At 67.7% G+C, this 20362-nt stretch carries 20 protein-coding genes; 13 read left to right on the forward strand and 7 right to left on the reverse strand.

The genetic code is table 11. The features are described from left to right. Positions 1 to 50 precede the first annotated feature (50 nt). Complete coding sequence (locus tag FHW12_RS05010) at positions 51 to 2093, reverse strand: amidohydrolase family protein (protein WP_182529857.1); 2043 nt, start codon at positions 2091 to 2093, stop codon at positions 51 to 53. Positions 2094 to 2244: 151 nt separating this feature from the next. Here FHW12_RS05010 and FHW12_RS05015 point away from each other — a divergent pair, with 151 nt between their 5' ends. The 6 genes from FHW12_RS05015 (at position 2245) to FHW12_RS05040 (ending at position 5086) form a co-directional block, all read left to right on the forward strand. Next, positions 2245 to 2607, forward strand: coding sequence for a hypothetical protein (locus tag FHW12_RS05015; protein ID WP_182529858.1), 363 nt, complete (start codon positions 2245 to 2247; stop codon positions 2605 to 2607). Positions 2608 to 2621: 14 nt separating this feature from the next. Continuing rightward, positions 2622 to 3032 (forward strand): VOC family protein, encoded by a 411-nt coding sequence (locus tag FHW12_RS05020; RefSeq protein ID WP_182530149.1) that lies wholly within the window; start codon positions 2622 to 2624, stop codon positions 3030 to 3032. 78 nt (positions 3033 to 3110) lie between these two features. Beyond that, a complete protein-coding gene (locus tag FHW12_RS05025; RefSeq protein ID WP_182529859.1) occupies positions 3111 to 3470 on the forward strand; it encodes a low molecular weight protein tyrosine phosphatase family protein in 360 nt (119 codons plus the stop codon). Positions 3471 to 3505: 35 nt separating this feature from the next. After that, positions 3506 to 4006 carry an AAC(3)-I family aminoglycoside N-acetyltransferase gene (locus FHW12_RS05030; RefSeq protein WP_182529860.1) on the forward strand — a complete coding sequence of 167 codons (501 nt, stop codon included), beginning with the start codon at positions 3506 to 3508 and terminating at the stop codon, positions 4004 to 4006. Further along, a complete protein-coding gene (locus FHW12_RS05035; protein ID WP_220484302.1) occupies positions 4003 to 4347 on the forward strand; it encodes a gamma-glutamylcyclotransferase family protein in 345 nt (114 codons plus the stop codon). Before FHW12_RS05030 ends, FHW12_RS05035 begins: the two co-directional genes overlap by 4 nt. 301 nt (positions 4348 to 4648) lie before the next feature. After that, on the forward strand, positions 4649 to 5086 hold the full coding sequence (locus tag FHW12_RS05040; RefSeq protein ID WP_182529861.1) for an ACT domain-containing protein: 438 nt from the start codon (positions 4649 to 4651) through the stop codon (positions 5084 to 5086). Here the strand turns inward: FHW12_RS05040 and FHW12_RS05045 are convergent. Then, a complete protein-coding gene (locus FHW12_RS05045; protein ID WP_182529862.1) occupies positions 5079 to 6638 on the reverse strand; it encodes a choice-of-anchor Q domain-containing protein in 1560 nt (519 codons plus the stop codon). The genes FHW12_RS05040 and FHW12_RS05045 overlap by 8 nt on opposite strands. A 191-nt stretch (positions 6639 to 6829) precedes the next feature. On the opposite strand from FHW12_RS05045, the gene FHW12_RS05050 reads away from it, so the two are divergent. The 3 genes from FHW12_RS05050 to FHW12_RS05060 all read left to right on the forward strand — a co-directional run bounded on the left by FHW12_RS05050 (position 6830) and on the right by FHW12_RS05060 (position 8584). Continuing rightward, positions 6830 to 7237: a hypothetical protein gene (locus FHW12_RS05050; protein WP_182529863.1), complete on the forward strand. Its 408-nt coding sequence runs from the start codon at positions 6830 to 6832 to the stop codon at positions 7235 to 7237. 111 nt (positions 7238 to 7348) lie between these two features. Beyond that, positions 7349 to 7696, forward strand: coding sequence for a hypothetical protein (locus FHW12_RS05055; RefSeq protein WP_182529864.1), 348 nt, complete (start codon positions 7349 to 7351; stop codon positions 7694 to 7696). A 417-nt stretch (positions 7697 to 8113) separates the two neighbouring features. Continuing rightward, positions 8114 to 8584, forward strand: a complete 471-nt coding sequence (locus FHW12_RS05060; RefSeq protein ID WP_182529865.1) for a hypothetical protein — start codon at positions 8114 to 8116, stop codon at positions 8582 to 8584. Between the two features lie 710 nt (positions 8585 to 9294). Here the strand turns inward: FHW12_RS05060 and FHW12_RS05065 are convergent. Continuing rightward, complete coding sequence (locus FHW12_RS05065; RefSeq protein ID WP_259392886.1) at positions 9295 to 10257, reverse strand: integron integrase; 963 nt, start codon at positions 10255 to 10257, stop codon at positions 9295 to 9297. A gap of 616 nt (positions 10258 to 10873) precedes the next feature. Between FHW12_RS05065 and FHW12_RS05070 the strand changes: the two genes are divergently transcribed. The 3 genes from FHW12_RS05070 (at position 10874) to FHW12_RS05085 (ending at position 14286) form a co-directional block, all read left to right on the forward strand. Beyond that, positions 10874 to 11245, forward strand: coding sequence for a hypothetical protein (locus FHW12_RS05070; RefSeq protein ID WP_182529866.1), 372 nt, complete (start codon positions 10874 to 10876; stop codon positions 11243 to 11245). Between the two features lie 1938 nt (positions 11246 to 13183). Next, the gene (locus FHW12_RS05080; RefSeq protein ID WP_182529868.1) at positions 13184 to 13663 is read left to right on the forward strand and encodes a hypothetical protein; all 480 of its coding nucleotides are present in this window, start codon (positions 13184 to 13186) and stop codon (positions 13661 to 13663) included. Between the two features lie 122 nt (positions 13664 to 13785). Beyond that, positions 13786 to 14286: a hypothetical protein gene (locus FHW12_RS05085; RefSeq protein WP_182529869.1), complete on the forward strand. Its 501-nt coding sequence runs from the start codon at positions 13786 to 13788 to the stop codon at positions 14284 to 14286. Between the two features lie 115 nt (positions 14287 to 14401). Here FHW12_RS05085 and FHW12_RS05090 read toward each other — a convergent pair whose 3' ends face one another. The 4 genes from FHW12_RS05090 to FHW12_RS05105 all read right to left on the reverse strand — a co-directional run bounded on the left by FHW12_RS05090 (position 14402) and on the right by FHW12_RS05105 (position 19006). Further along, the gene (locus tag FHW12_RS05090) at positions 14402 to 15043 is read right to left on the reverse strand and encodes a lysophospholipid acyltransferase family protein (RefSeq protein ID WP_182529870.1); all 642 of its coding nucleotides are present in this window, start codon (positions 15041 to 15043) and stop codon (positions 14402 to 14404) included. 79 nt (positions 15044 to 15122) lie between these two features. Further along, on the reverse strand, positions 15123 to 16076 hold the full coding sequence (locus tag FHW12_RS05095; RefSeq protein WP_220484303.1) for a phosphatidate cytidylyltransferase: 954 nt from the start codon (positions 16074 to 16076) through the stop codon (positions 15123 to 15125). Then, positions 16073 to 16690, reverse strand: coding sequence for a CDP-alcohol phosphatidyltransferase family protein (locus FHW12_RS05100; RefSeq protein WP_310735143.1), 618 nt, complete (start codon positions 16688 to 16690; stop codon positions 16073 to 16075). The genes FHW12_RS05095 and FHW12_RS05100 overlap by 4 nt, the downstream gene beginning before the upstream one ends. Positions 16691 to 16786: 96 nt before the next feature. Further along, positions 16787 to 19006, reverse strand: a complete 2220-nt coding sequence (locus tag FHW12_RS05105) for an AsmA family protein (RefSeq protein ID WP_182529872.1) — start codon at positions 19004 to 19006, stop codon at positions 16787 to 16789. 204 nt (positions 19007 to 19210) lie between these two features. On the opposite strand from FHW12_RS05105, the gene metX reads away from it, so the two are divergent. Further along, positions 19211 to 20332, forward strand: coding sequence for a homoserine O-acetyltransferase MetX (gene metX / locus FHW12_RS05110; RefSeq protein WP_182529873.1), 1122 nt, complete (start codon positions 19211 to 19213; stop codon positions 20330 to 20332). The last annotated feature ends 30 nt before the right edge of the window (positions 20333 to 20362 follow it).

A 20362-nucleotide genomic window follows, 5' to 3' on the forward strand; every position in this document is an offset into this window, starting at 1 on the left:
GCGAACCACTTCGTCGCGAACGGCCTCGTCGCGAACGGCTTCGTCGAGCGCTACTTCGCCGCAGGCGGCGGCGTCGCCGGCAATGTCACCTTCGGCGCAGGCGCGAACGGCTCGATGCCGAACTTCGGATACGCCTCGGCCGGGTAGTAGAACGTGCCGTCCTTGACCACCATCGCGATCGTCTTGATCGCCTTGAGGTCCTTGGTCGGGTCGCCGGGCACGAGGAAGAAGTCGGCGAGCTTGCCCTTCGCGATCGAGCCCGTTCGCTGGTCCTGGCCGAGGTACTGCGCACTGTCGAAGGTCGCGCGCTTGAGGATCTCGGGCGCGCTCATGCCGGCCTTCTGGTACAGCTCGAGTTCGCGGTGGTAGGTGAACGAACCGCCGGTGTCGGTGCCGAACACGATGAACACGCCGCGTTCGTGCAGGCGGCGCACGACGTCGACGAGCTTGTCGAACGCACCGCGGTACGCCTCGTCGTCGCCGGGCGCCGACGTGTCGGCGAGCTGCTTCATCGCGTCGCGACGCGCGCCGACCGGCAGGTGGCCGAGGTAGTCGACCGCGCCCGGCGGCACCTGGCCGTCGCGATTGAGCAGCAGCATCTCGTGGATGCCGAGCGTCGGATCGATCGCCTTGTGGCCCTTCACCATGAGGTCGATCGTGTGCTGCACCTTGGGGCTGTCGAGGTCGAGCGCGGGCAGGCGCTTCAAGGCGGTGAGGCGGAACAGGGTGCGCGTGTCCTCGCCGGGGCCGATCACCCAGCCGAGCGCGAACTGGTTGATGTGCGTCATCTCGTCGTAGCCGGCCTCGATCATCTGGTCGGCGGTCGCGAACGCGGGCACGTGGCCGGCGACGCGCATGCCGAGACGATGCGCCTCGGCGACGATCGCGGGCACCCACGCCGGGTTCATGCTGTTGTAGACCTTGATCTGCCAGTAGCCGCGCGCGCCGTACCAGCGCACCGCGTCGATCGCCTTGTCCTGGCTGTCGACGACGAAACCGTTGTTCGCGCTGAACGGGCTCTTGCCTTCGATGAACCCCGAACGCACGACGCGCGGGCCGGCGGTCTCGCCCTTGTCGATGCGTTGCACCAGCGCGTCGAGCACGGCGTTGTCGTTGCCCATGTCGCGCACGGTCGTGATGCCCGCGAGCAGGTTGAGCAACGCGGCATTCTGGCCGAGGTGCGCGTGCATCTCGACCATGCCGGCGACGAGCGTGCCGCCGCCACCGTCGATCGTGACTTCGCCCGGGGTCGCGGGGCTGCCGAGCGGTTCGATCGCGGCGATCTCGCGTCCGTTGACGAGCACCGCGACGGGATCGCCGAGCGCACTCGTGACCGGATCGAACACGCGCACGTTGCGGATGCGCACCGGCGCGCCGTACGAATGCGCGATCTCGCGCTGGATCGTCGCGTAGCGCTCGGTGGTCCAGTCCGCGGCGAGCTTGCGCAGGCGCACTTCCTCGCCTTCGTAACCTTCGCGCACGAGGATGAACGACGGCGACACCGCGGCGAACAGGCGGTTGTCCGCGTCGAGCAGCATCGTCTCCGGTTGCGTGTCGATGCCGGACAGGTCGTAGCGCATGACCTGCAGCTTGCCGCCCTTGCCGTCGACGTCGAGCGTCGCGCCTTTCTCGAGTCGCAACGTGCCGCCCGGCAGCGCGGGCATGCTGAGGTCGTGCCGCTTCAGCAGCGCGCGCGCGTACACCTCGTCCGACCACGGGCTGCCGCTCTGCGAGACGTAGATCGCCGGCGCATCGACCTTCGCCGTGCCCTTGCCGGTCGAGTCGACCCAGCTCGCGTTGGCGCCGCTGCGCTCGAACCGCTCGTCGACCTTGCTGCCGAACGTGGTCGTGCCCTTGATCGCCCACGCCTGCGGCAGGCCGTCCTCGCCGAGCGTGACCGTCTCGGCGATGGTCGGGCCGCGGCCGTTGTTCTTCACGTCGTAGTCGATCGTGCTGGTGTCGCCCTTCGTCGTCACGAACACGTGGCCGACGTTCTTGCCGCCGAAGATCGCCGTGTAGCGCGCGCCGTCGGCCGCGACGGCCGGCAGGGGCGCGAGCGCGCAGAGGACGGCGAAGGCGAGGCGGTGCTTCATGGCGTGTCTCCGGCGCGGCGGGGGTGCGGCATTGTGACGGAGCCGCCGCCGCGCCTCCACCCGACGAACGTCACGCCACCCGCTTCGCCGCGTTGCCGCAGCGCCGCATCGGATCGACAATGCGGCTCCCCCGCTGAAGGACGTCGCACCGATGCGCCTGGATCACCGGTTTGCCGTCGCCGTGCTCGCGCTGTTCGCGTCCGCTCCTGCCGGCGCGACCTCGTCGCTGTCGTTCGACGGTGGCGGCTATTCGATCGAGCTCGAAGTCGGCGACAGCACGCGGCCGGTGATCGCTTCGGTGCGCTTCCACGCGCCCGGTGATCGCGAGGGCGTCGTGCTCGCGCGCGATCGCGTCACGGTCGAGGCGTTCGATGTCGTGCGCCGGGTCCTCGTCCTGCATCATGCGGCGGGCAGGGACGGCGTCGCTGCGTTCACGCTCTCGGTGCACGGCGCGGAGGCGGTGTTCGAGACGGGCACACGCCGCACGACGTCGATGTTCGACTGGTCCATGTAAGGAACCGAGGCGTGATTTCCCTGCTCGTGAACATCGACGTCGACGACCTGCCGCGTGCGGTCGCGTTCTACACCGGCGCGTTCGACCTGCGCGTCGGCCGACGCTTCGGCGCGGACGGCGTCGAACTGCTCGGCGCATCGGCGCCGATCTACCTGCTCGTGAAAGCCGCGGGCAGCCGCCCGTGCGCGCACCTGGACGCGCCACGCGACTACGCGCGGCACTGGACGCCCGTGCATCTCGACCTCGTCGTCGACGACATCGAGCGCGCGACCGCGCGCGCGGTCGCGGCCGGCGCCACGCTCGAGCAGGTCGCGCGCACGCACCGCTGGGGCAAGCTCGCGCTGCTCGCCGATCCGTTCGGCAACGGCTTCTGCCTGGTTCAATTCCTCGGCCGCGGCTACGACGAGATCGCGACGCAGGCGTGAGCCGCGACGAGCGCTCCGCCACGCGCATCGGGCGCGTGCTTTCGCCGGCTCCGCTTGCGCCGACCGTCACCGTCTCGCATGCTCGCACGCATCGACGTTCCCTCACTCGCCATGCACGTCCTCTTCATCTGCACGCGCAACCGCCTCCGCAGCCCGACGGCGGAGCAGGTGTTCGCCGATCGCGCCGGCGTCGAAACACGGTCCGCCGGCCTGGCTCGCGACGCGGACACGCCGGTCTCGCCGGAACTGCTCGCCTGGGCCGATGTCGTATTCGTGATGGAGAAGGTGCACCGGACCCGGCTGACGCAGAAGTACCGCCCCCACCTCGGTGGCCGGCGCGTGATCTGCCTCGACATCCCGGACGACTACGACTACATGGACCCGGAGCTCTTTCGCCTGTTGAACGCGAAGGTGCCGCGCTTCCTGCGCACAGACTGACCGCGCCGTCGCGGTCCGCAACGAGAGGCGACGCCATGCCCGAAGCGATCGCGATCGACGTGCTCGAACCCCGATCCGTCGCGCGCCTGCGCGACATGCTCGCGATGTTCGGTCGCGCGTTTGACGACCTGCCGACCTATACCGCGCGCCAGCCCGACGACGCCTACCTGCGCGAACTCCTCGCGAGCCCGACCTTCGTCGCGATCGCCGCGCTCGCGGGCGACGCCGTGATCGGCGGACTCGCCGGCTACGTGCTGCCGAAGTTCGAGCAGGCGCGATCGGAGTTCTACCTCTACGACCTCGCCGTCGACGCACGCTGGCGCCGCCGCGGTGTCGCGACCGCACTGATCGCGCGGCTGCACGAGATCGCCGCGCAACGCGGCATTTACGTCGTGTTCGTGCAGGCCGACCATGGCGACGATCCCGCGGTCGCGCTGTACACGAAGCTCGGCACGCGCGAGGACGTGATGCACTTCGACCTCGACAACCCCGGCGATGCCGGTGCGCGCGCCGACGCCACGGAGCCGCCACGATGATCGAGCGCCTGTTCGTCTACGGAACGCTCGCGCCCGGCAAGCCGAACGCGCACGTGCTCGCCGACGTGCGCGGTACGTGGCAGCCCGCGAGCGTGACCGGCCGCCTGCTGCCCGAAGGCTGGGGCGCGGCGCTCGGCTATCCCGGCATCGTCCTCGACGACGACGGCGACCTCGTGCGCGGTCTCGTCTTCAGTTCGGACGAACTCGCCGCCCATTGGCCGCGCCTCGATGCGTTCGAAGGCGAAGGCTACGAGCGCGTGCTCACGGTCGCACGGCTCGACGACGGTGCGACGGTCGATGCCTACATCTATCGCCTGCGCGAAGGCCCGCCCGGTCGCTGACGGATCTCATGGTTTGTCACCTCTCCCACGCGTGGCAGAGGTCGCGCCGCAGGCGCGGGTGAGGGAACACGAAGCCGTGCGCCGCAGGGAACGCGCTCGCGGCGAACCGACCATCGTTGGGCGATGTGCGTACGCGCGACGCCGCGCTCCGTTTTCCCTCACCCTACCCTCTCCCGCAAGCGGGAGAGGGGAAGAACCGGTCCATTCGTTCGAGCGATACGTCGGACTGCAGGCACGGCTTCTCCCCGCTGCTTCGGTAAGGAACAATCCGCGCGTGACGTCACGGGAGCCATGCCGAACCATGCCTGCGATCGCCGATCTCGACACGCTCCTCGCGCAGATGCAGCCGGCGCTCGATCCTGGCCGCTACGCGTTCGTCGTGCTGCCGCCCGGCATCTCGCCCGATCCCGCGAGCGTGATCGCGACGATGCGCGAACCGGAAGGCCTGTCCGCCGTGCTCGCCGAACACGAAGCGATCGCGCTCGGGCTGCCGATCACGTTCACCGCGGCGTGGATCACCCTCACCGTGCACTCCGACCTCGCCGCGGTCGGCCTCACCGCCGCGTTCGCCGACGCGCTCGCGCGGGCGGGCATCAGCTGCAACGTCGTCGCGGGCGTGCATCACGACCATCTGTTCGTGCCGGTCGAGCGTGCGCAGGATGCGATGGAGGCGCTGCACGCGTTGCAGCATTCGGCTGCTGCGCGAGAGGATTCGGCGCCCCGCGCGACGTTCAGTTGAACCCGTTCGCGAAGATGCCGTCGCCGCTCTCGATCGCACCCGCGTCGCAGGATCCGCCGGCGGGGCGCGGCAGGCCGCGCTGGTCGGCGTCGAGGCAGCCGAGCGAGACGCCCGCGTCGACGACCACACTGTTCGCACCCGGCAGCATCGTCGCGGTCGGGCCGCCGTGGTCGCCGAGCGCGCCGAGCGCGACGTCCGCGCGCGACACGCCGAGCCGGTTGCCGCTGCTGCCGAAGCCGCAGTTGTCGCCGGACGTCTTCACGTTGCCGATCGCATAGTCGGGCACCGCATCGGCGCGGCAACTGCCGACGAACACGCTGTTATAGACGTTCAGGGTCACGCCGCTGCCGCTGCCGCGCCCGCCGAACGCCCAGCCTTCCATGCCGGCCGGCGCGACGTTCGGCGCGTCGATCGTCACGTTCTGCAAGGTGAGCACGGTGTCGTTCGACGCGGCGCGATAGCCGACCGCGCCGCCACGCGCACCGGCTGCCGCGGCGGTCGCAGTGAACGAGTTGCCGTGGAACGTGACGTTGCGCAGCGACAGCTCGGCGCCGCCTTCGACGAGCACCGCGCCGCCGGTGTCGCCCGTGCCGGTGTTGTCGGCGAAGGTCGAGTCGGCGACGACGACGTGCGAGCCACCGGACGTGATCCACAGCGCGGCCGGCTCGTCGGGCTCGTTGACCTCGGTCGCGCGGTTGTCGCGGAATTCCGCGTGCACGAGCGTGAGGTCCGCGCCCGAGACCACCTGCATCGGCGCCTGGTTGCGCAGGTAGCGCAGGCCGTCGATCGTGAGCGACGCCGGCGCCTCGTCGATGTAGAAGCCGTAGCGCGTGTTCTGCACGGTGACCTGGTCGAAGAACACGTCGCCGGCCGAGTCGAGGCGCAGCGCGCTGTTGTCGCGCGCGCTGCCGTCGACGACGACGCGCGACAGGCCGAGCTGGTAGGTGACGCCCGGATCGGCCTGCAGCAGCGCCAGGCGCCCGAAGCGGCTGTCGTTGATCCAGGCGATGCGCGTGCCGTAGAAGCCGAAGAGACCGGCGATCTGCGCATCGTCGACGTTGACGATGCCGCCCTCGGCCGCGTACTCGAGGTAGATGCCGCCGTCGGGATTGGGCAGCGCGACGTGGTCGAGCGCGAGCGTCGCGCTCGCCTTGCCGGCTACCTCGTCGCCGCCGAGCGCGTCGAGCGAGAGATTCATCAATCCGAGCGTCGGCGGCGCGACTTCGTCGAGATGGAACAGCGTATCGACGGCGACGGACGCCGCCGTCACGTTCGTCTGCGCGATGCCCGCGCCGATGATGCGCACCTCGCCTTCGACTTCGACCGTCGAGCCGAGCACGTAGGTGCCTGCGGCGAGCATCACGTCGTCGAGCCCCGCGGACGCATTCGCCGCGAGCATCGCTTCGCGCAGGGAACAATCGCCGGGGACGCAACCGTCGGGCGCGGGATCGTCGGTGCGCGTTACCGCGTAGCTCTCGTACGCGCGGGCGTTGCCGGACAATGCGCCGAGGGCGAACAACGCGAGGGCGCGAACGAATGCCGATGAAGTCACGGGCCGCTTCCCGTCACGGCGCCGATCGCGCCTTGCCCGATTCCACGGAGCATCGCGGCGCTGGGGGCCATGAGCTACCCGTGCACGTCGCACGGGCGTGCTTCGGCGGGCATCTTGCTGCAACATGGCGTTGCGTGGCGACGACGGCCTGGTGTATTCGACGAAGTCATTCCGCTCGGTGAAGGCGCCCCATGAACGATGCAGTATCAGGTTCCGGACTCGTGTTGCCCGGCGTTCTGGCGGCTCTCTTCGCCTGCTCGCTCGCGCCCATCTTCTGGCCGGCTGCCGTCGCCGTTCGTCGTCGGCCGACGCTGCCGCGTCGAGGCCTGTTCGTATTCGTCGTCGCTGCGCTCTGCCACGGAACGCTGGGCGTGCTTGCGGCGCTGATCGTCCTGCCGGTCAGCGCCCTGCTCGTCTACGTCGTACCGCAGGTCGAAGCCGCCGGCGCGCATTCCGGCGAGCCGATCGCCTCCATCGCGCGTCTCGTCGCGGAGTACTGGTGGATCGCGTATGGCCCTGCTTTGGTCGTACTGGCCGGGACGATGACGCGCTGGCTCGCCGCACGATGGACACGCATCGTCTCGGCCATGGCGAGCTGACGGTCTCGAGCGTCGCATCGCAGGCCGCGCGCTTGCACAGGCGCCACGGCGTACCGACAATCCGGACGGTACACGCCGGTCGACGGCGTCAGTGCTCGATCCGTAGGACGCATGGACTTCACGGCCTTGTTCATCATCGGCGCCGGGGCGATCGTCGTCGGCGCATTGCTCCTCGCGATCGCCCTGCCGTTGGCCCGGCGCTACGCGCGACGCGTGCCTCCGACGCGACGCACGTACGTGACCCGGAGCGGCGTGATCTTCTACCTCGTCCAGACACTGGTTGCACTCGCCATCGTCGGCATCGGGCTGTTTCAACCGGAGACACTGCTCGGCCGGGCCGTGACAAAAGTCGGTGCAACGACGGTCATGGTGCTGGCGTGCCTGTGCCTGTGTCCGATCGCGCATCTGCTGCAGCGGCGCGGCGTGCTGCTCCTCTATCGCCGACCTTCGCAGGAGTGAAAACGGACGCGGCACGCAGCCCATGGCTCGCGCTCGGCGGCACCGCCTCGTTCCTCGCGGCGGCTTTGCATCTCGCCTGCATCGCGTGTGAATCCTCGCGGTATCTCGCGCTCGGAGCAGGCGGGTCGCTTGCGCAGTAAGGGCGCGCCCTGCGCACGATCGCGCCGTTCGTCACGGGGGATTGCCGGTCGCCCACAGGGTGGGCTCCTACCGTCGAGGCGACCTCGCAGCGCGCATCCCTCGCCGTTGTAGGAGCGCACCCTGTGCGCGACCGCACCGTCGCATCCATCGACGTCCCCAGTCGCAACCCGTGAGACCGCCCCCTGGTCCAATCCCTCCATGCCGCAAGGCATCCGGTCGGCAAGCACAGGGCTTGGCCGGTCGGTCAATCGGAAAGACAGACAGGAGAGCACCACCATGACGCAGAACCTCGTTTCGCTCAGCTTCGACGACGCCCAGCTCCAGGCCGTGGACGCGGCCCTTTCGGAACTGGAAACCCGCCTCGCCGGATTGATCGCGCTGAGTCCCGCCCAGAAGCGCACGATGCGCCGCATGGGCGAGAAGTCCGAGGCGTTCTGCCGGCAGGCCTTGCGCGTGCTGGAGCAGAACCCGCAGATGGTCCCCGCCAACGTCGGCCTCGCCGACGCGCAGGCGGATCTCGCCACGATGGACCACCTGCGCCCGCGCCTGGTGCGCCTGTCGCGACTGAGCGAACGTGCGAACGACACGGACGCTGCGCTCGGCAGCGACGTGATGGACGTCGCGCTGCAGGCCTATAGCCTGCTCAAGGTCACCGGCCGCACCGAAGGCCTGACCGCGCTGCGCAAGGAACTCGGCAGCCGCTTCGCCAAGTCGCCGCGCAAGCCGAAGGACGCGAAGACCGCGTAGCACCGTCCACTGGGTCATCCCCTGCAAGAACGTCCGAGCCGCAGCGATGCGGCTTTTTTCGTGCCCGGAATTGGGGTTGCGCGACACGAGGCAGCGCCGCGGACGTGTGGGTGAGCGCGAACCTGCATGCGTGCCGGTTTTACCGACTCGACGTCGCGCCGACGCCTCTCCGGAATACCGGCGACCTCCTCCGTAAAGTCGCCGGCCTGAACCAAAGCAGGTTTCCGCTGATGCGGAATCCGCCTCACCTGATCCATAGCAGGCTTTTCCTGACACGAAAGAGGCGTGCCCGCTATCCGGAATCCCGGCGACCTGCTCAATAAGGCCGCGGACCTGATGCAAAGGAGGTTTCCGCCGATGCGAAGCACGAAGAACCTGCGTTCGGTCAGCAAGAACCTGCTATCGATCAGCTCGGGCGCATTCCATTGATGCTTTTCTGATCAACGAAGGCGCTTTGCAGATATCCACTCCTGCCATGGGGCCCCGGGATGCCGTGGGCCCGCCGTCCGCCTAGGCATTGCGCCCGCTCATTCGAACGTATACGTCGTAACGCCCGCATGCGGGGTGTCGTGCGGAAAACCTCGGCGGCCGCGCCTGGGTTCCAGCGGATCGCTCTGCCATCCCACCGATGACGAAGTGCGATGTCGTGGATTCGCCCAGCCGACATCCGCACCCGATACGCTGCGCCGGTCGTGTCGCGGACGAGCCACTCAATCCAGCGGACTGACGACGCCGCGTCCACCGCGATTCAACACGTGCGTGTAGATCTGCGTCGTCGACACGTCCTTGTGGCCGAGCAATTCCTGGATCGTGCGCAGGTCGTAGCCGCCTTCGAGCAGGTGCGTCGCAAAGCTGTGCCGCAGCGAATGGGCGCTCAGCGGTTTCGTGATCCCGGCGACCTGGCGTGCGCGGGCGAGCGCGCGTGCGAGGACCGCGTCGTCGAGATGATGGCGCCGCTCCGTGCCGTCGAGCGGATCGCGCGATCGTTGCGCCGCTGCGAAGACGAACTGCCAGCCGAACTCGCAGGCCGCCCGCGGGTACTTGCGCGCCAATGCATGCGGCAGTCGCGTTGCGCCGCGGCCGTCGGCAAGATCCAAGGCGTGCAATCGGCGAGCACGCTCGATCTCGCGCTGCAGCGATTCGATCAGCGAACGCGGCAGCACCGTGCGACGGTCCTTGCCGCCCTTGCCGTCGCGCACGAGGATCTCGTTGCGCGCGAAGTCGATGTCCTTCACGCGCAGGCGCAGGCATTCCATCAGCCGCATGCCGGTGCCATAGAGCAGGCTCGCGAGCAACCAGGTACGCCCGTCCATCGCCGCGAGCAACCGGCTCACCTCGTCCTTCGACAGCACCACGGGCAGACGACGCGGACGCTTCGCGCGCACGACGTTGTCAAGCCATGGCAGGTCGACGCGCAGCACCTCGCGATACAGGAACAGGATGGCCGACAGCGCCTGGTTCTGAGTGCCCGCCGCGACGCCACCTTCCGTCGCCAGCGAACTGAGGAACGCCTCCACCTCTGCGGCACCGAGTCCGCGCGGATGCTGCTTGCCATTGGCCAGGATGAATCGGCAGATCCACCCCAGATATGCCTGCTCCGTGCGCAAGCTGTAGTGTTTGAGCCGCATCCTGCGTCGAACGTCGTCCAACAGGCGCGGCGCCCGCGATGGCATCGAGCCATCCGTTACACCCGTGTTTCCGAATGCGTAATCCATTACGCCCTCACCTCGGGGATGTTGCGCGGCAGTGTCGTTGCTGCAGCCAGCTGCCCGCGATCGGCCAGGTGATTGATTGCGCGTAGGAAAACGGCTTGACCGGCCGCCCGTCAACCAGCACGATGCCGTGCAACGCCCCGCTTACGGGGTCTATTTGTAGTTAGGTGTCGCTGGGCAAGGTATGACTTGGCGCAACGAACAACCTAGAGAGTCGCCGCCTCATAAGCCAGCCGGGTCAAAGGTAGTGGCTGTTTTGAGGGCTCTAACGTTCATCTTCTTGTTTATTGCTGCAGCAGCTGCTGCTCTCTCGGTCTCGGCGGTCTATTCGCTCAACGATCTTCACAACTGCACTGCAGGGCAGTTGTTGCATATGGCATGGCTGGATTTTCGGTACTTCGTCGTTTGGCCACTCATTCCAGCTGCCGTCGCTTTCGTCGCTTGGCGGGTATCCGAGAGGCATTCCGGAGGCGTCACCTAACTATTCGTTCAAGCGGACCGCTGCGGAGTGAGCGCGTCTGTTCTATCATGCGCGTGCGGCCGCAGCGGCCGTTTAACTCAAGCGTTAGACCCCAGAATGGAACTCGTCGCGCTCTTGAACTCCCTGAAGCCGGAGGAGCTTCGCTTCATCGCAGCGCTCGACTACGGTCAGGATGAGGAGCAGCACTTCCAAGCACTTAGCACGGTCATCGAGCGCGGCGGGCGTTTCGTACAAGGCGAGCACTGGCACCCGTACGAGGTTGTTGAACTGGGAGCTCACGCGCTAGTGCCCGGTCACGAACGGGAATTTGCGGCCTGCGCACTTCTGGTCATCGCCGCGGTCGCATCGGGCTTTGATCTGTCCACGGACCTCGCAGATAAGTTCGACAATTTGGCGGAAGCATATGGCAACCTTGCTCCGCCGCTGCGTGAGTCCATTTTGTCGGCGTATGTCGCGGCTGGGCTCTAACAGTCCGTCCAAGCCGACGCCGCTTCGCGGCGCGGCTTAACTCAGGTGTTAGGCGTCATGACAAGGCTCAATCGCAATCTGCTAAGAGCGGCATCATGTCTCCCGGCCTTTGTGTCTGGCTGGTATTTCCTTAGGACTTGGTTCGCGCCAGACGCCTGCCTAGATTTAGGAGGCAGTTTCGACTATGCGGCATGGCGCTGCAGCCACGTCGAGGATCACGTCTTCATCGACATGCCGGCATACCATTTCGCGTCGTTCTGGTAGCTTCTCCTGAGCCTTATCTTTGCACTGGCGGTATTCGTCTGGCTCCGGCCCCGTCGAATGCCGCCTAACAATTCATTCAAGCCGAACCCGCTTCGCGGGTTGGCTCAATTCTGGTGTTAGGCTTGCATGAAACGCCTTCTCGCCCTGAGCGCCTTCTTTTTCACCGCGCGCTCCGCATTTGGCTACTCGTGTCCGAACGAAGAAGCCATAGCCGCACACAACGTCCCGTGCGTATCTAGCACAAAAGCCGCATGCCTTGATCCCTCGCAGGCAGAAGCTATTGCGCGTTCAACATTTCGCCTCAAGCACGTTGCGCTTGCTAGCAGCACCAACCTCGAATCGTTGTTCTCCTGCTCGGGCTCCACTTGTGCGTGGGTCGTGCTTGCTCCTGGTGGCTTCGGCGTCACTATCAACGACGCAACATGTCAGGCAACATTTCACCCCGCCCTGTAGCGCAAGCCTAACTATGTGTTCAAGCCGATCGCCGTACAGACGTTGCGTTCTTTCCAACCGCTGCCGCGCGGCGGCGGCTTAACCCGTAGAGGTATGCATGGAATGCTTTTCTCATCCGAACGAAAGCGCCGTTGGTCTGTGCAAATCTTGCGGCAAGGGTGTCTGCCGCATGTGCACTATCGAGGTCGAGCGCGGCCTCGCATGTTCCGAGGCTTGTAAGTCTTATGCTCAGGCATTGTCTCGGCTTCAAGTCACCTCTATCCGTAACATTGGGCTGTATTCCGTCCAGCGCTTAGTGCAGCCGCTCATGGCACTGGTGTTTCTCTGTACTGGCTTCTACCTCTTGTACTGCTATCCAACAGATGCTTTTACTTGGTTCGTGCTCGCTAGCGGTGCCGTGCTTACACTGGTAAGTGTGGTGTCCTGGCTGAGGCTTGGTCGCCAAAGGTAACTTCGTGCAACCCCTAACAATTCGCTCAAGCGGACTGCCGGTGTCGGTCTGCGCTAGGATCGTGGCGTTCGCGGCAGCAGCCGCTTAGCTCAAGCGTTGGACGTATTCACATGGCTAGCAGGAAGCGTCTACGGAGCGTGTGTCACAGCATCGCCCACCATGCCGTCAGCGGTTTGTCGTACATCCATCCTCATGTGCTTCGCGCTTGTCGCAGCGGCGGCATTTCCAGCATGGAGGTCAACTTGCTCGATACAGAGCCATGCCCAAAGACGTTTTGGCGTATCGAACCGTTGCGAGCGTCACTCAGCGGCGTCAAGAAAAAATTCGAGACCATTCTTTCCTCTGAGGGATTTAGCAGCGCCGATATCGTCGTTGCTACGCTGCGCTTCTCTCCAGACCATTCCATGCATGATGATCATTGCAGCGTCTGTCATGCCGTCGTTCAAGGAAGAGAAGGTGATCCTGTGGAGTGCACCATAGACTACCTGGGAAGAAAATGCGTCCAACATTCGGTTCAAGGCCCGACGTCCCCGCCTTCGGCGGGTCCGCGACCTTAACCTAGGCGTTAGGCGGCATGAGGCCCTCTCTCACTTTTCGCATCAGCAACCTGGGCGGGCGAACCACGCGCACGAGGGCGATACTCCCGCCGGGTCGTCACCGCTGGTTATCGCGTCGCCATCATTTCAGCCGATGCTGTAGCAAGGCCAACCAAGTGTTCGAGCCTCGCACCTGTGCGTAACGCAATGGATAGACCTCCGGAGTTCGCGCCGATGTACACGCCGCGCGAACGCATTCGATTCGTGGCCTTCGGCGTGGCTGCCGGTCTGTTGGCCATCGGCATTTCGAAGCTTTGGTTCTTCCCCTGGCTCCACGCGTTCGCCGCGTCGGCGCCGTGCCGGACGGTGTTCGGTCACGGCGGCACCGCCGCGCTCCTGTACGGCGTGTTCGTGGGCCTGCCCGGTTTCATCGGACTCGTCATGGCCGCTACTTTCGGGCGCCGTGGCATGAGGATTCTTCGCGATGGCCAGGTTCCACCGCTCGGCGAAAAATCGTTTCGATTGACGAGGATTCGGCGTGGCGGCCGTGCAACGGTCATCGGCTACTTGCATATCGTGATGTTCGTACCGTTCGTCGCGCTCGCGCTCTGGGGGTCCGTGCAGGCGACGGCACTGACCAGGCAAGTGCAGCGCAAGGCGGTCGACTGCACGGCAGCGGCGAATCCTTTCCGCGCACTCGCGCGGTTCGCGTAACGCGTAGCCTTGCCGGCGGCGACGCGCAGGCCCAGCGATCGCAAGCGCTCGATCCGTGTCCGCGTACACTCGGCCGGGGCGGAGCGGCAGCGGTGACATTGAACGGATATATACTTCGTCGCATGAAGGCCTTCCTGCGCGCATTTTCGATCCTGCACGCGTTGATGGCGGCGCTGTTCGCGCTCGCCGCGGTCGGGCTCATCCTGGTGGCGGGCAAGATCGGCTTCGGCGTGCTCGCGGGCGACATTGACCTCGGCGCGGCAGAGCGCATCATCGAGGCGATGGGCGTCCTCGCGGCGGCGGTCGTCGCGTTGCAGATTGCACAGACGATTGCCGAAGAAGAGGTCGTGCGCGATGCGCACGTGAGCGGACCGACGCGCGTGCGCCGCTTCCTTTCGCGTTTCCTCGTGGTGGTGGTCGTCGCGCTCGCGATCGAAGCGCTCGTCGCGACGTTCCGCGCGCACGAAGATTCCGCGCAGCTCGTGCACGTCGCGGCCGTGGTCGGCGCGATCGGCGCGCTCCTCGCGGGCTGGGGCGTATTCGTCCACCTGAATCGCTCCGCGGAAGAACTCGAGCCCGAGGCGATGCAGGAAGCGAAGAGCGAAGACAGCAAGCTCAAGTAGCAATCCCATATCGCGCGGCGGCGATCGAAGCGCTGGGAGAATCGCAGGCCGCGCGACAGCAGGACGCGCCCCCGACTGGGGATGCCGCGGAGCCGGGGCCCGCAAGCGACGGCCGTCACGTCCAGTCCGCGTGCTTCTCCTCGAGCGCAAGCTGCGCCATCGCGTGGCGGTAGCGTTCCATGTACGCAATGCGGTCGCCGTCGAAGTGCAGCGGCTCGCCGACGAAGATGTCGACGAAGAACGGCACGATCATCCATTCGCCTTTCGGCAGGGCCTTGCCGAGTCCGTAGGTGTAGACGGGGACCACGGGGACGTCGGGCCGGCGTTCGGCGATGCGCGCGAGGCCGGTCTTGAATTCGGCGAGTTGCTCGGGTTCGCCGCGCGAGCCTTCCGGGAAGAACACGAGGATCTCGCCGCGTTCGAGCGCGGCGGCGATCGGCGCGAGCAGGTCTTCCTTGTCGTGCGTGCGCTGGCGGTTGAGCGGGACGATGCCGACGACGTTGAGCGCGAACCACGCGAGCAGCTTGTTGCGCAGGAAGTAGTCGGCGGCGGCGACCGGGCGCACCTTGGGCAGCAGGCGCAGCGGCAGCAGGCTGATCATCGCCATCGCGTCGAGATGGCTGTTGTGGTTGGCGGCGAGGATCGCCGGCCCGCGCTTGGGCAGGCGTTCGCGATGGCGCACGTTGAGGCCGAGCACGAACAGCACGACGAGGCGCACGAGCACGCCGTAGAAGAACAGTCGCAGCAGGTAGCCCATCGTTGCCGTTGCTCCGGTGCATGCCACCGTGCGTCGCCGCCATCCGCTTTCGCGGGAACGACGCCGGGTGGAGGCTGCTTCAGAAATAGAAGAACGCCATGAAATGGAAGAACAGCGGCGCGGTGAACAGCAGGCTGTCGATGCGGTCGAGGATGCCGCCGTGGCCGGGGATCATCGTGCCGGTGTCCTTCACGCCGATGTCGCGCTTGACCGCGGAGATCGTAACGTCGCCGAGGAAACCGCCGAAACCGATCATGAGGCCGACCGCGATGGAGTCGGTGTGCGTGAGCGGCGTCAGCACGGGCGCGAGCAGGAACGCGACGAGCGTGGTCGTGAGCGCGCCGCCGACGAGGCCTTCGACGGTCTTCTTCGGGCTCACCGATTCGATCACCTTGCGCCGGCCGAGCGTGCGGCCCCAGATGTACTGCAGCACGTCGTTGAGCTCGGTGAGCAGCACGACGAACAGCAGCAGCGCCGCGCCGTGCGCACCGACCGCGGGCTTGCCGTCGGGCAGCACGAGCAGGTAGGCGAGGTGGCTGAGGCCGAACACCATCGTCATGAGGCCCCAGTGGATCGTGCCGGCCGCGCGCAGGAAGTCCTTGGTCTCACCGCGCAGCACCATGCGCATCGCGATGAACAGGAACGCCCACACCGGGATGAAGATGAGGAACATGTGGTACCACTGCTGCCACACCCACCAGTACTGGATCGGCACGCACAGGTACGCCCAGAACAGCACGCGCCGGTCGGCGCGGCGGGTCGGGATCAGCGACAGGTATTCCTTCAGCGCGAGGAACGACAGCAGCGCGAAGAAGCCGATCGCGATGCCGCGGCGGAACAGCAGGGCGACCGCGAACACGCCGACCAAGACCCACCACGAGTTCACGCGCGCGGCGAGTTCGACGTGCTTGCCGGCGTCGCCGCGGCGCATGAGCGCGACGACGATGGTCGCGACGACGAGCAGCGCGACGATCGCGCCGAACGTCCACAGCACGCTCGGCGGGATCCACAGGTGCAGCGATTCGAGGCTCAAGCGGCATCTCCTTTCGTGCGCACTTCCAGCAGCGCGCGGCGCGCGCGCGTGACGATCGCGAGTGCTCCGAGCGCGACGGCAATCCACAGTGGCCAGCCGAGCCACGCGAGCGGCGCCCAGCCGAATCCGTACACGAGGCCGATCGCGCCGACGACGAACGCGCGGTCGCTCTTGCCGAAACCGTCGTAGCGGCGACTCGCGCCGATCTGCACGCCGATCACGCCGGTCATCTCGACGACGACCCCGAGCAGCACGAACACGACGATCGCGGCCACCGGGAAGCCGGGCCGCAGGGCGAGCGGCAGGTACATCGCGGCGTCGCCGACGACGTCGCCGAGTTCGTTGAGGATCGCGCCGAGTTTCGACTGCTGCGCGTGCTCGCGCGCGAGCATGCCGTCGATCGCGTTGAACGCCATGCGCAGGAACAGCGCGACCGGCAACAGCAGCAGGATGCGCGGATCGTCGACGAGCGCGAGCGCGGCGCCGACCGCCGCGCACAGCACGACCGCGAGCACGGTGACCTGGTTCGCGGTGACGCCGGCGCGCGCGAGCGCGTTCACGAGCGGGCGCAGCAGCCCCTGGAAGGCCGGTTTCAGCTGATAGATGCTCGGCACGCGTGCGTGTCCATCGGACGCCGGGCCGGCGTCCCTCCCCGCGCCCATCCTACCCGAGCGCGACGCGGACGCGTCAAGGATGCCCGCACGCAGCGGTCACTTGCGCGCGGCTCTCGCCTTCGTTGCCGCCTTCGCGCGCGGTTTCGCTTCCGGCTTCGCGCCCTTCCTGCCGACCTCCGCCAGCAGCGGCGCGCACTGCTTCTCCTCGTCGCTGCCGGGTGCGATCAGCGGCACGACCGCGGCCGCCGGCGCGGCCGCGACACCGAGGCCGATCGCCGCGCCGACGCGCAGCAGCAGCTGCTTCTTCTCGACGCTGACGTCGACGTGCTCGAAGGTGCCGGCGACGCGCAACGGCGAGCGCAGGGTGAGCATGCGCAAGCCGCTCGCGCGCGGGCGCAACACGAGGTCGAGCTTTTCGTCGCCGAGGTCGATGGCGCCCTCGATGTCGATGCGCGCGTTCTCGGTGTCGAACACGAACAGGTCGGCGACCGCACGCCCGTCCTCGACCGTGAACACGGCCGCCGCGCAATCGATATGCACGGGCGGGTCGCCGCGCAGCTTGGCGAAGAACGTGTTGAGCACGTTGAGGCCTGCCTTCTCGATCGTCGACTCGCTGACCTCGCCGTCGGCCATGACGACCTTGAGCGAACCGTCGGCGCTGCCGAGGATCGCCGCGATCGAATTGCCGGTGCCGTCGAGCTCGATGTCGCCGTTGACCTGGCCGAGGCTCTTGGAGAGACCGTCGCTCGCCTCGAACAGGCGCGCGAGCGCGAGCCTGCGTGCGGCGAGTTTCACCGAGCCCTTCGCCGGGTGCGGCCCGGAATCGATGCGCACGCGACCGTCGACGCGACCGCCGGCCATGCCGAAGCGCAACGGTTCGAGCGTGAGCACGCCGTCCTGCATGCGGATGCGCGTGTCGACGTCGCTGATCGGCTGTTCCTCGTTGCGGATCACGCGCTTGCCGCTGAAATGCACGTCGGCGTCGGCCGCGTGCCAGTGCTGGACGTCGAACGGCTCGGTCGGCAGCACGCGGCCGGCCGGCTGCGCGGCGTGGTCACCGCGCGCGGCACGGTCCTCGGCGCTGCCGGCGCCGACCACGGCGCCGAGGTCGCGCAGGCGCAGCAGCGTCGAGTCGACGTCGCCGCTCAAGGTCGGACGTGGCTCGCCGGAGCGATAGGTGAGCGTTCCAGCCAGATCGCTGCCGCCGACGCGCGCGCTGAAATCCTCGTAGCGCAGCGAGGTCCGGTTCGGACGGAAATGTCCGGCGAGCCGGCCGACCGTCGCGTACGGCGGCGATTTCGGCAGTGCGATGCCGAGGATGTCGTAGAGGTTCGCGAGGTTGCGCCCGCTGATCCACAGGCGCATGTCGACCGCGTCGGGACTGGTCGGGTCGGTGACCGTGCCGGTCAACGCGATCTGCGTGGAACCGACGTCGATGTCGGCGCGCAACGGGAACGGTTCCGGCTTGCGCAGCGCGAGCACGCCGCCGAAGCGACCCTTGCCCGACAGGGCCATGCCGGCGAGCGTGCCCTTCACGTCGAACGCGAAACGATAGGGCGGCGGCTTCACCGCCTTGCCGCGTTCCTCGCGGCGCTGCTCGCGTTCGCGGGCCGCGTCGCGCAGGCGTTCGGCCGCGGCCTTGCCGACGCGCTGGATCACCTCGCGGCGCGTGCTCGGGTCGTCGCCGTCGACGCGCTCGCCGAATTCGACCGGCGCCGCGAGCGGTTCGATCGTCGCGTGGACGTCGAGCCGGCGCTGCGCGTCGTGCACGTCGACGTCGCCGGCGCCGAAGACGATGTCGCCGAGCGCGACGCTCCACGCGCCTGGGGCGCCGTCGGCGGCGTCGAAGGTCCAGTTGTCGCTGCCGTCGGCGCGTCGCTCGACGTCGATGCGCGGCCCGCTGATGCGGATCGTCGGCAGGTCGATGCGGTGCCACAGCAGGGGCCACGCGCGCACGTCGGCATCGAGGCCGTCGAGCTCCGCGGCCGTGGGCGCGCGTGCCCAGTCCGCGTTCGCCACGCGCACCCCGGATGCGCGCACGTGGAAGCCCGGCGACCAGACCGTGTCGTCGCCGTCGGCGCGTTTCCATTGCCAGGCGACCGCGAGATCGCCGTCGATCGTCACCGTGCGACCGAGCGCGCTGCCGGCATGACCGGCGAGCCAGGGCTTGGCGCGATTCCAGTCGAACGTCGCGACGAACGCGAGCAGCGCCAGCGGCAGCAGCACCACGGCCGCTGCAGCGACGAGCACTACGCGCCCGAAGCGCGCGGCGCGCGGCGTGGATGCCGTGCCTGGCCCCGGCTCAGGCGTCGACATGCGGGGTGCTCGGGCCCGGAGCGACCTTCAAGGCCCGGTGCCGGGGCGGCGATGCGGGCAACACGGTACGGCGGCAGGTCGGCATGCATCCTCGCGGCGCGGGATCGGTGGCCCGATGCTAGCCCGCGTAGTCTGAGCGCTGCCCGACTTGGCGGACGCGGCCGCCGCCGCTACATTGCGCGTCCGCTCCATCGTGTGTGCCGCATGTCCGACGCCCGCCAGTGGTTCGCCCTGCCCTCGCCGTTCCGCATGAAGCGCGGCGGCGACATCGTCGGCGCGCGCCTCGCCTACGAAACCTGGGGTGCGCTCTCCACCGCGCGCGACAACGCGCTGCTGGTCCTCACCGGCCTTTCGCCGAGCGCGCACGCGGCCTCCAACGTGGCCGACCCCTCGCCGGGCTGGTGGGAGGAGATGATCGGACCGGGCAAGCCCATCGACACGAACCGCTGGTTCGTGATCTGCGTGAACACGCTCGGCAGCTGCAAGGGCTCGACCGGCCCGGCCGACGTGAACCCGGCGACCGGCGAGGTGTATCGCCTCGACTTCCCCGAGCTCACGCTCGAGGACGCCGCCAACGCGGCGTTCGAACTCGTGCGCGGGCTCGGTATCGAACGCCTCGACTGCCTGCTCGGCAATTCGATGGGCGGCATGACCGCGCTCGCCTACCTCGCGCAGCACCCCGGCAGCGCGCGCCGCCACATCAGCATCTCGACCGCGCCGCAGGCGCAGCCGTTCGCGATCGCGATCCGCTCGCTGCAGCGCGAGGCGATCCGCCTCGACCCGAACTGGAACCAGGGCCGCTACGACGACGACCACTACCCCGAAGCGGGCATGTCGATCGCGCGCAAGCTCGGCGTGATCACCTATCGCTCGGCGATGGAATGGGTCGGGCGCTTCGCGCGCATCCGGCTCGAGTCGGACCAGCGCGACGACGATCCGTTCGGCTTCGAGTTCCAGGTCGAGTCCTACCTCGCCGGCCACGCGCGCCGCTTCGTGCGCGGCTTCGACCCCAACAGCTACCTCTATCTTTCGCGCGCGAGCGACTGGTTCGACCTCGCCGAGCATGCGGCGACGGGGCCCGGCCCCGGCAGCGTCGAGTCGGTGCTGAAGGGACTCGCGGTCGAACGCGCGCTCGTGATCGGCGTCGAAACCGACATCCTGTTCCCGCTGCCGCAGCAGGAGCAGATCGCCGACGGCCTGCGCGCCGGCGGCGCCGAGGTCGAGTTCGTCGCGCTCGACAGCCCGCAGGGGCACGACGCGTTCCTCGTCGACATCGCGCGTTTCGGCGCGGCGATCTCCGCGTTCCTCGACCGCACGGCGCGCTGACCGCCGCGTCGCGCGGCGATCCTTCCCACC

Source organism: Dokdonella fugitiva, assembly GCF_014138265.1.
In the GTDB taxonomy this organism is placed as follows: Bacteria; Pseudomonadota; Gammaproteobacteria; order Xanthomonadales; family Rhodanobacteraceae; genus Dokdonella_A; species Dokdonella_A fugitiva_A.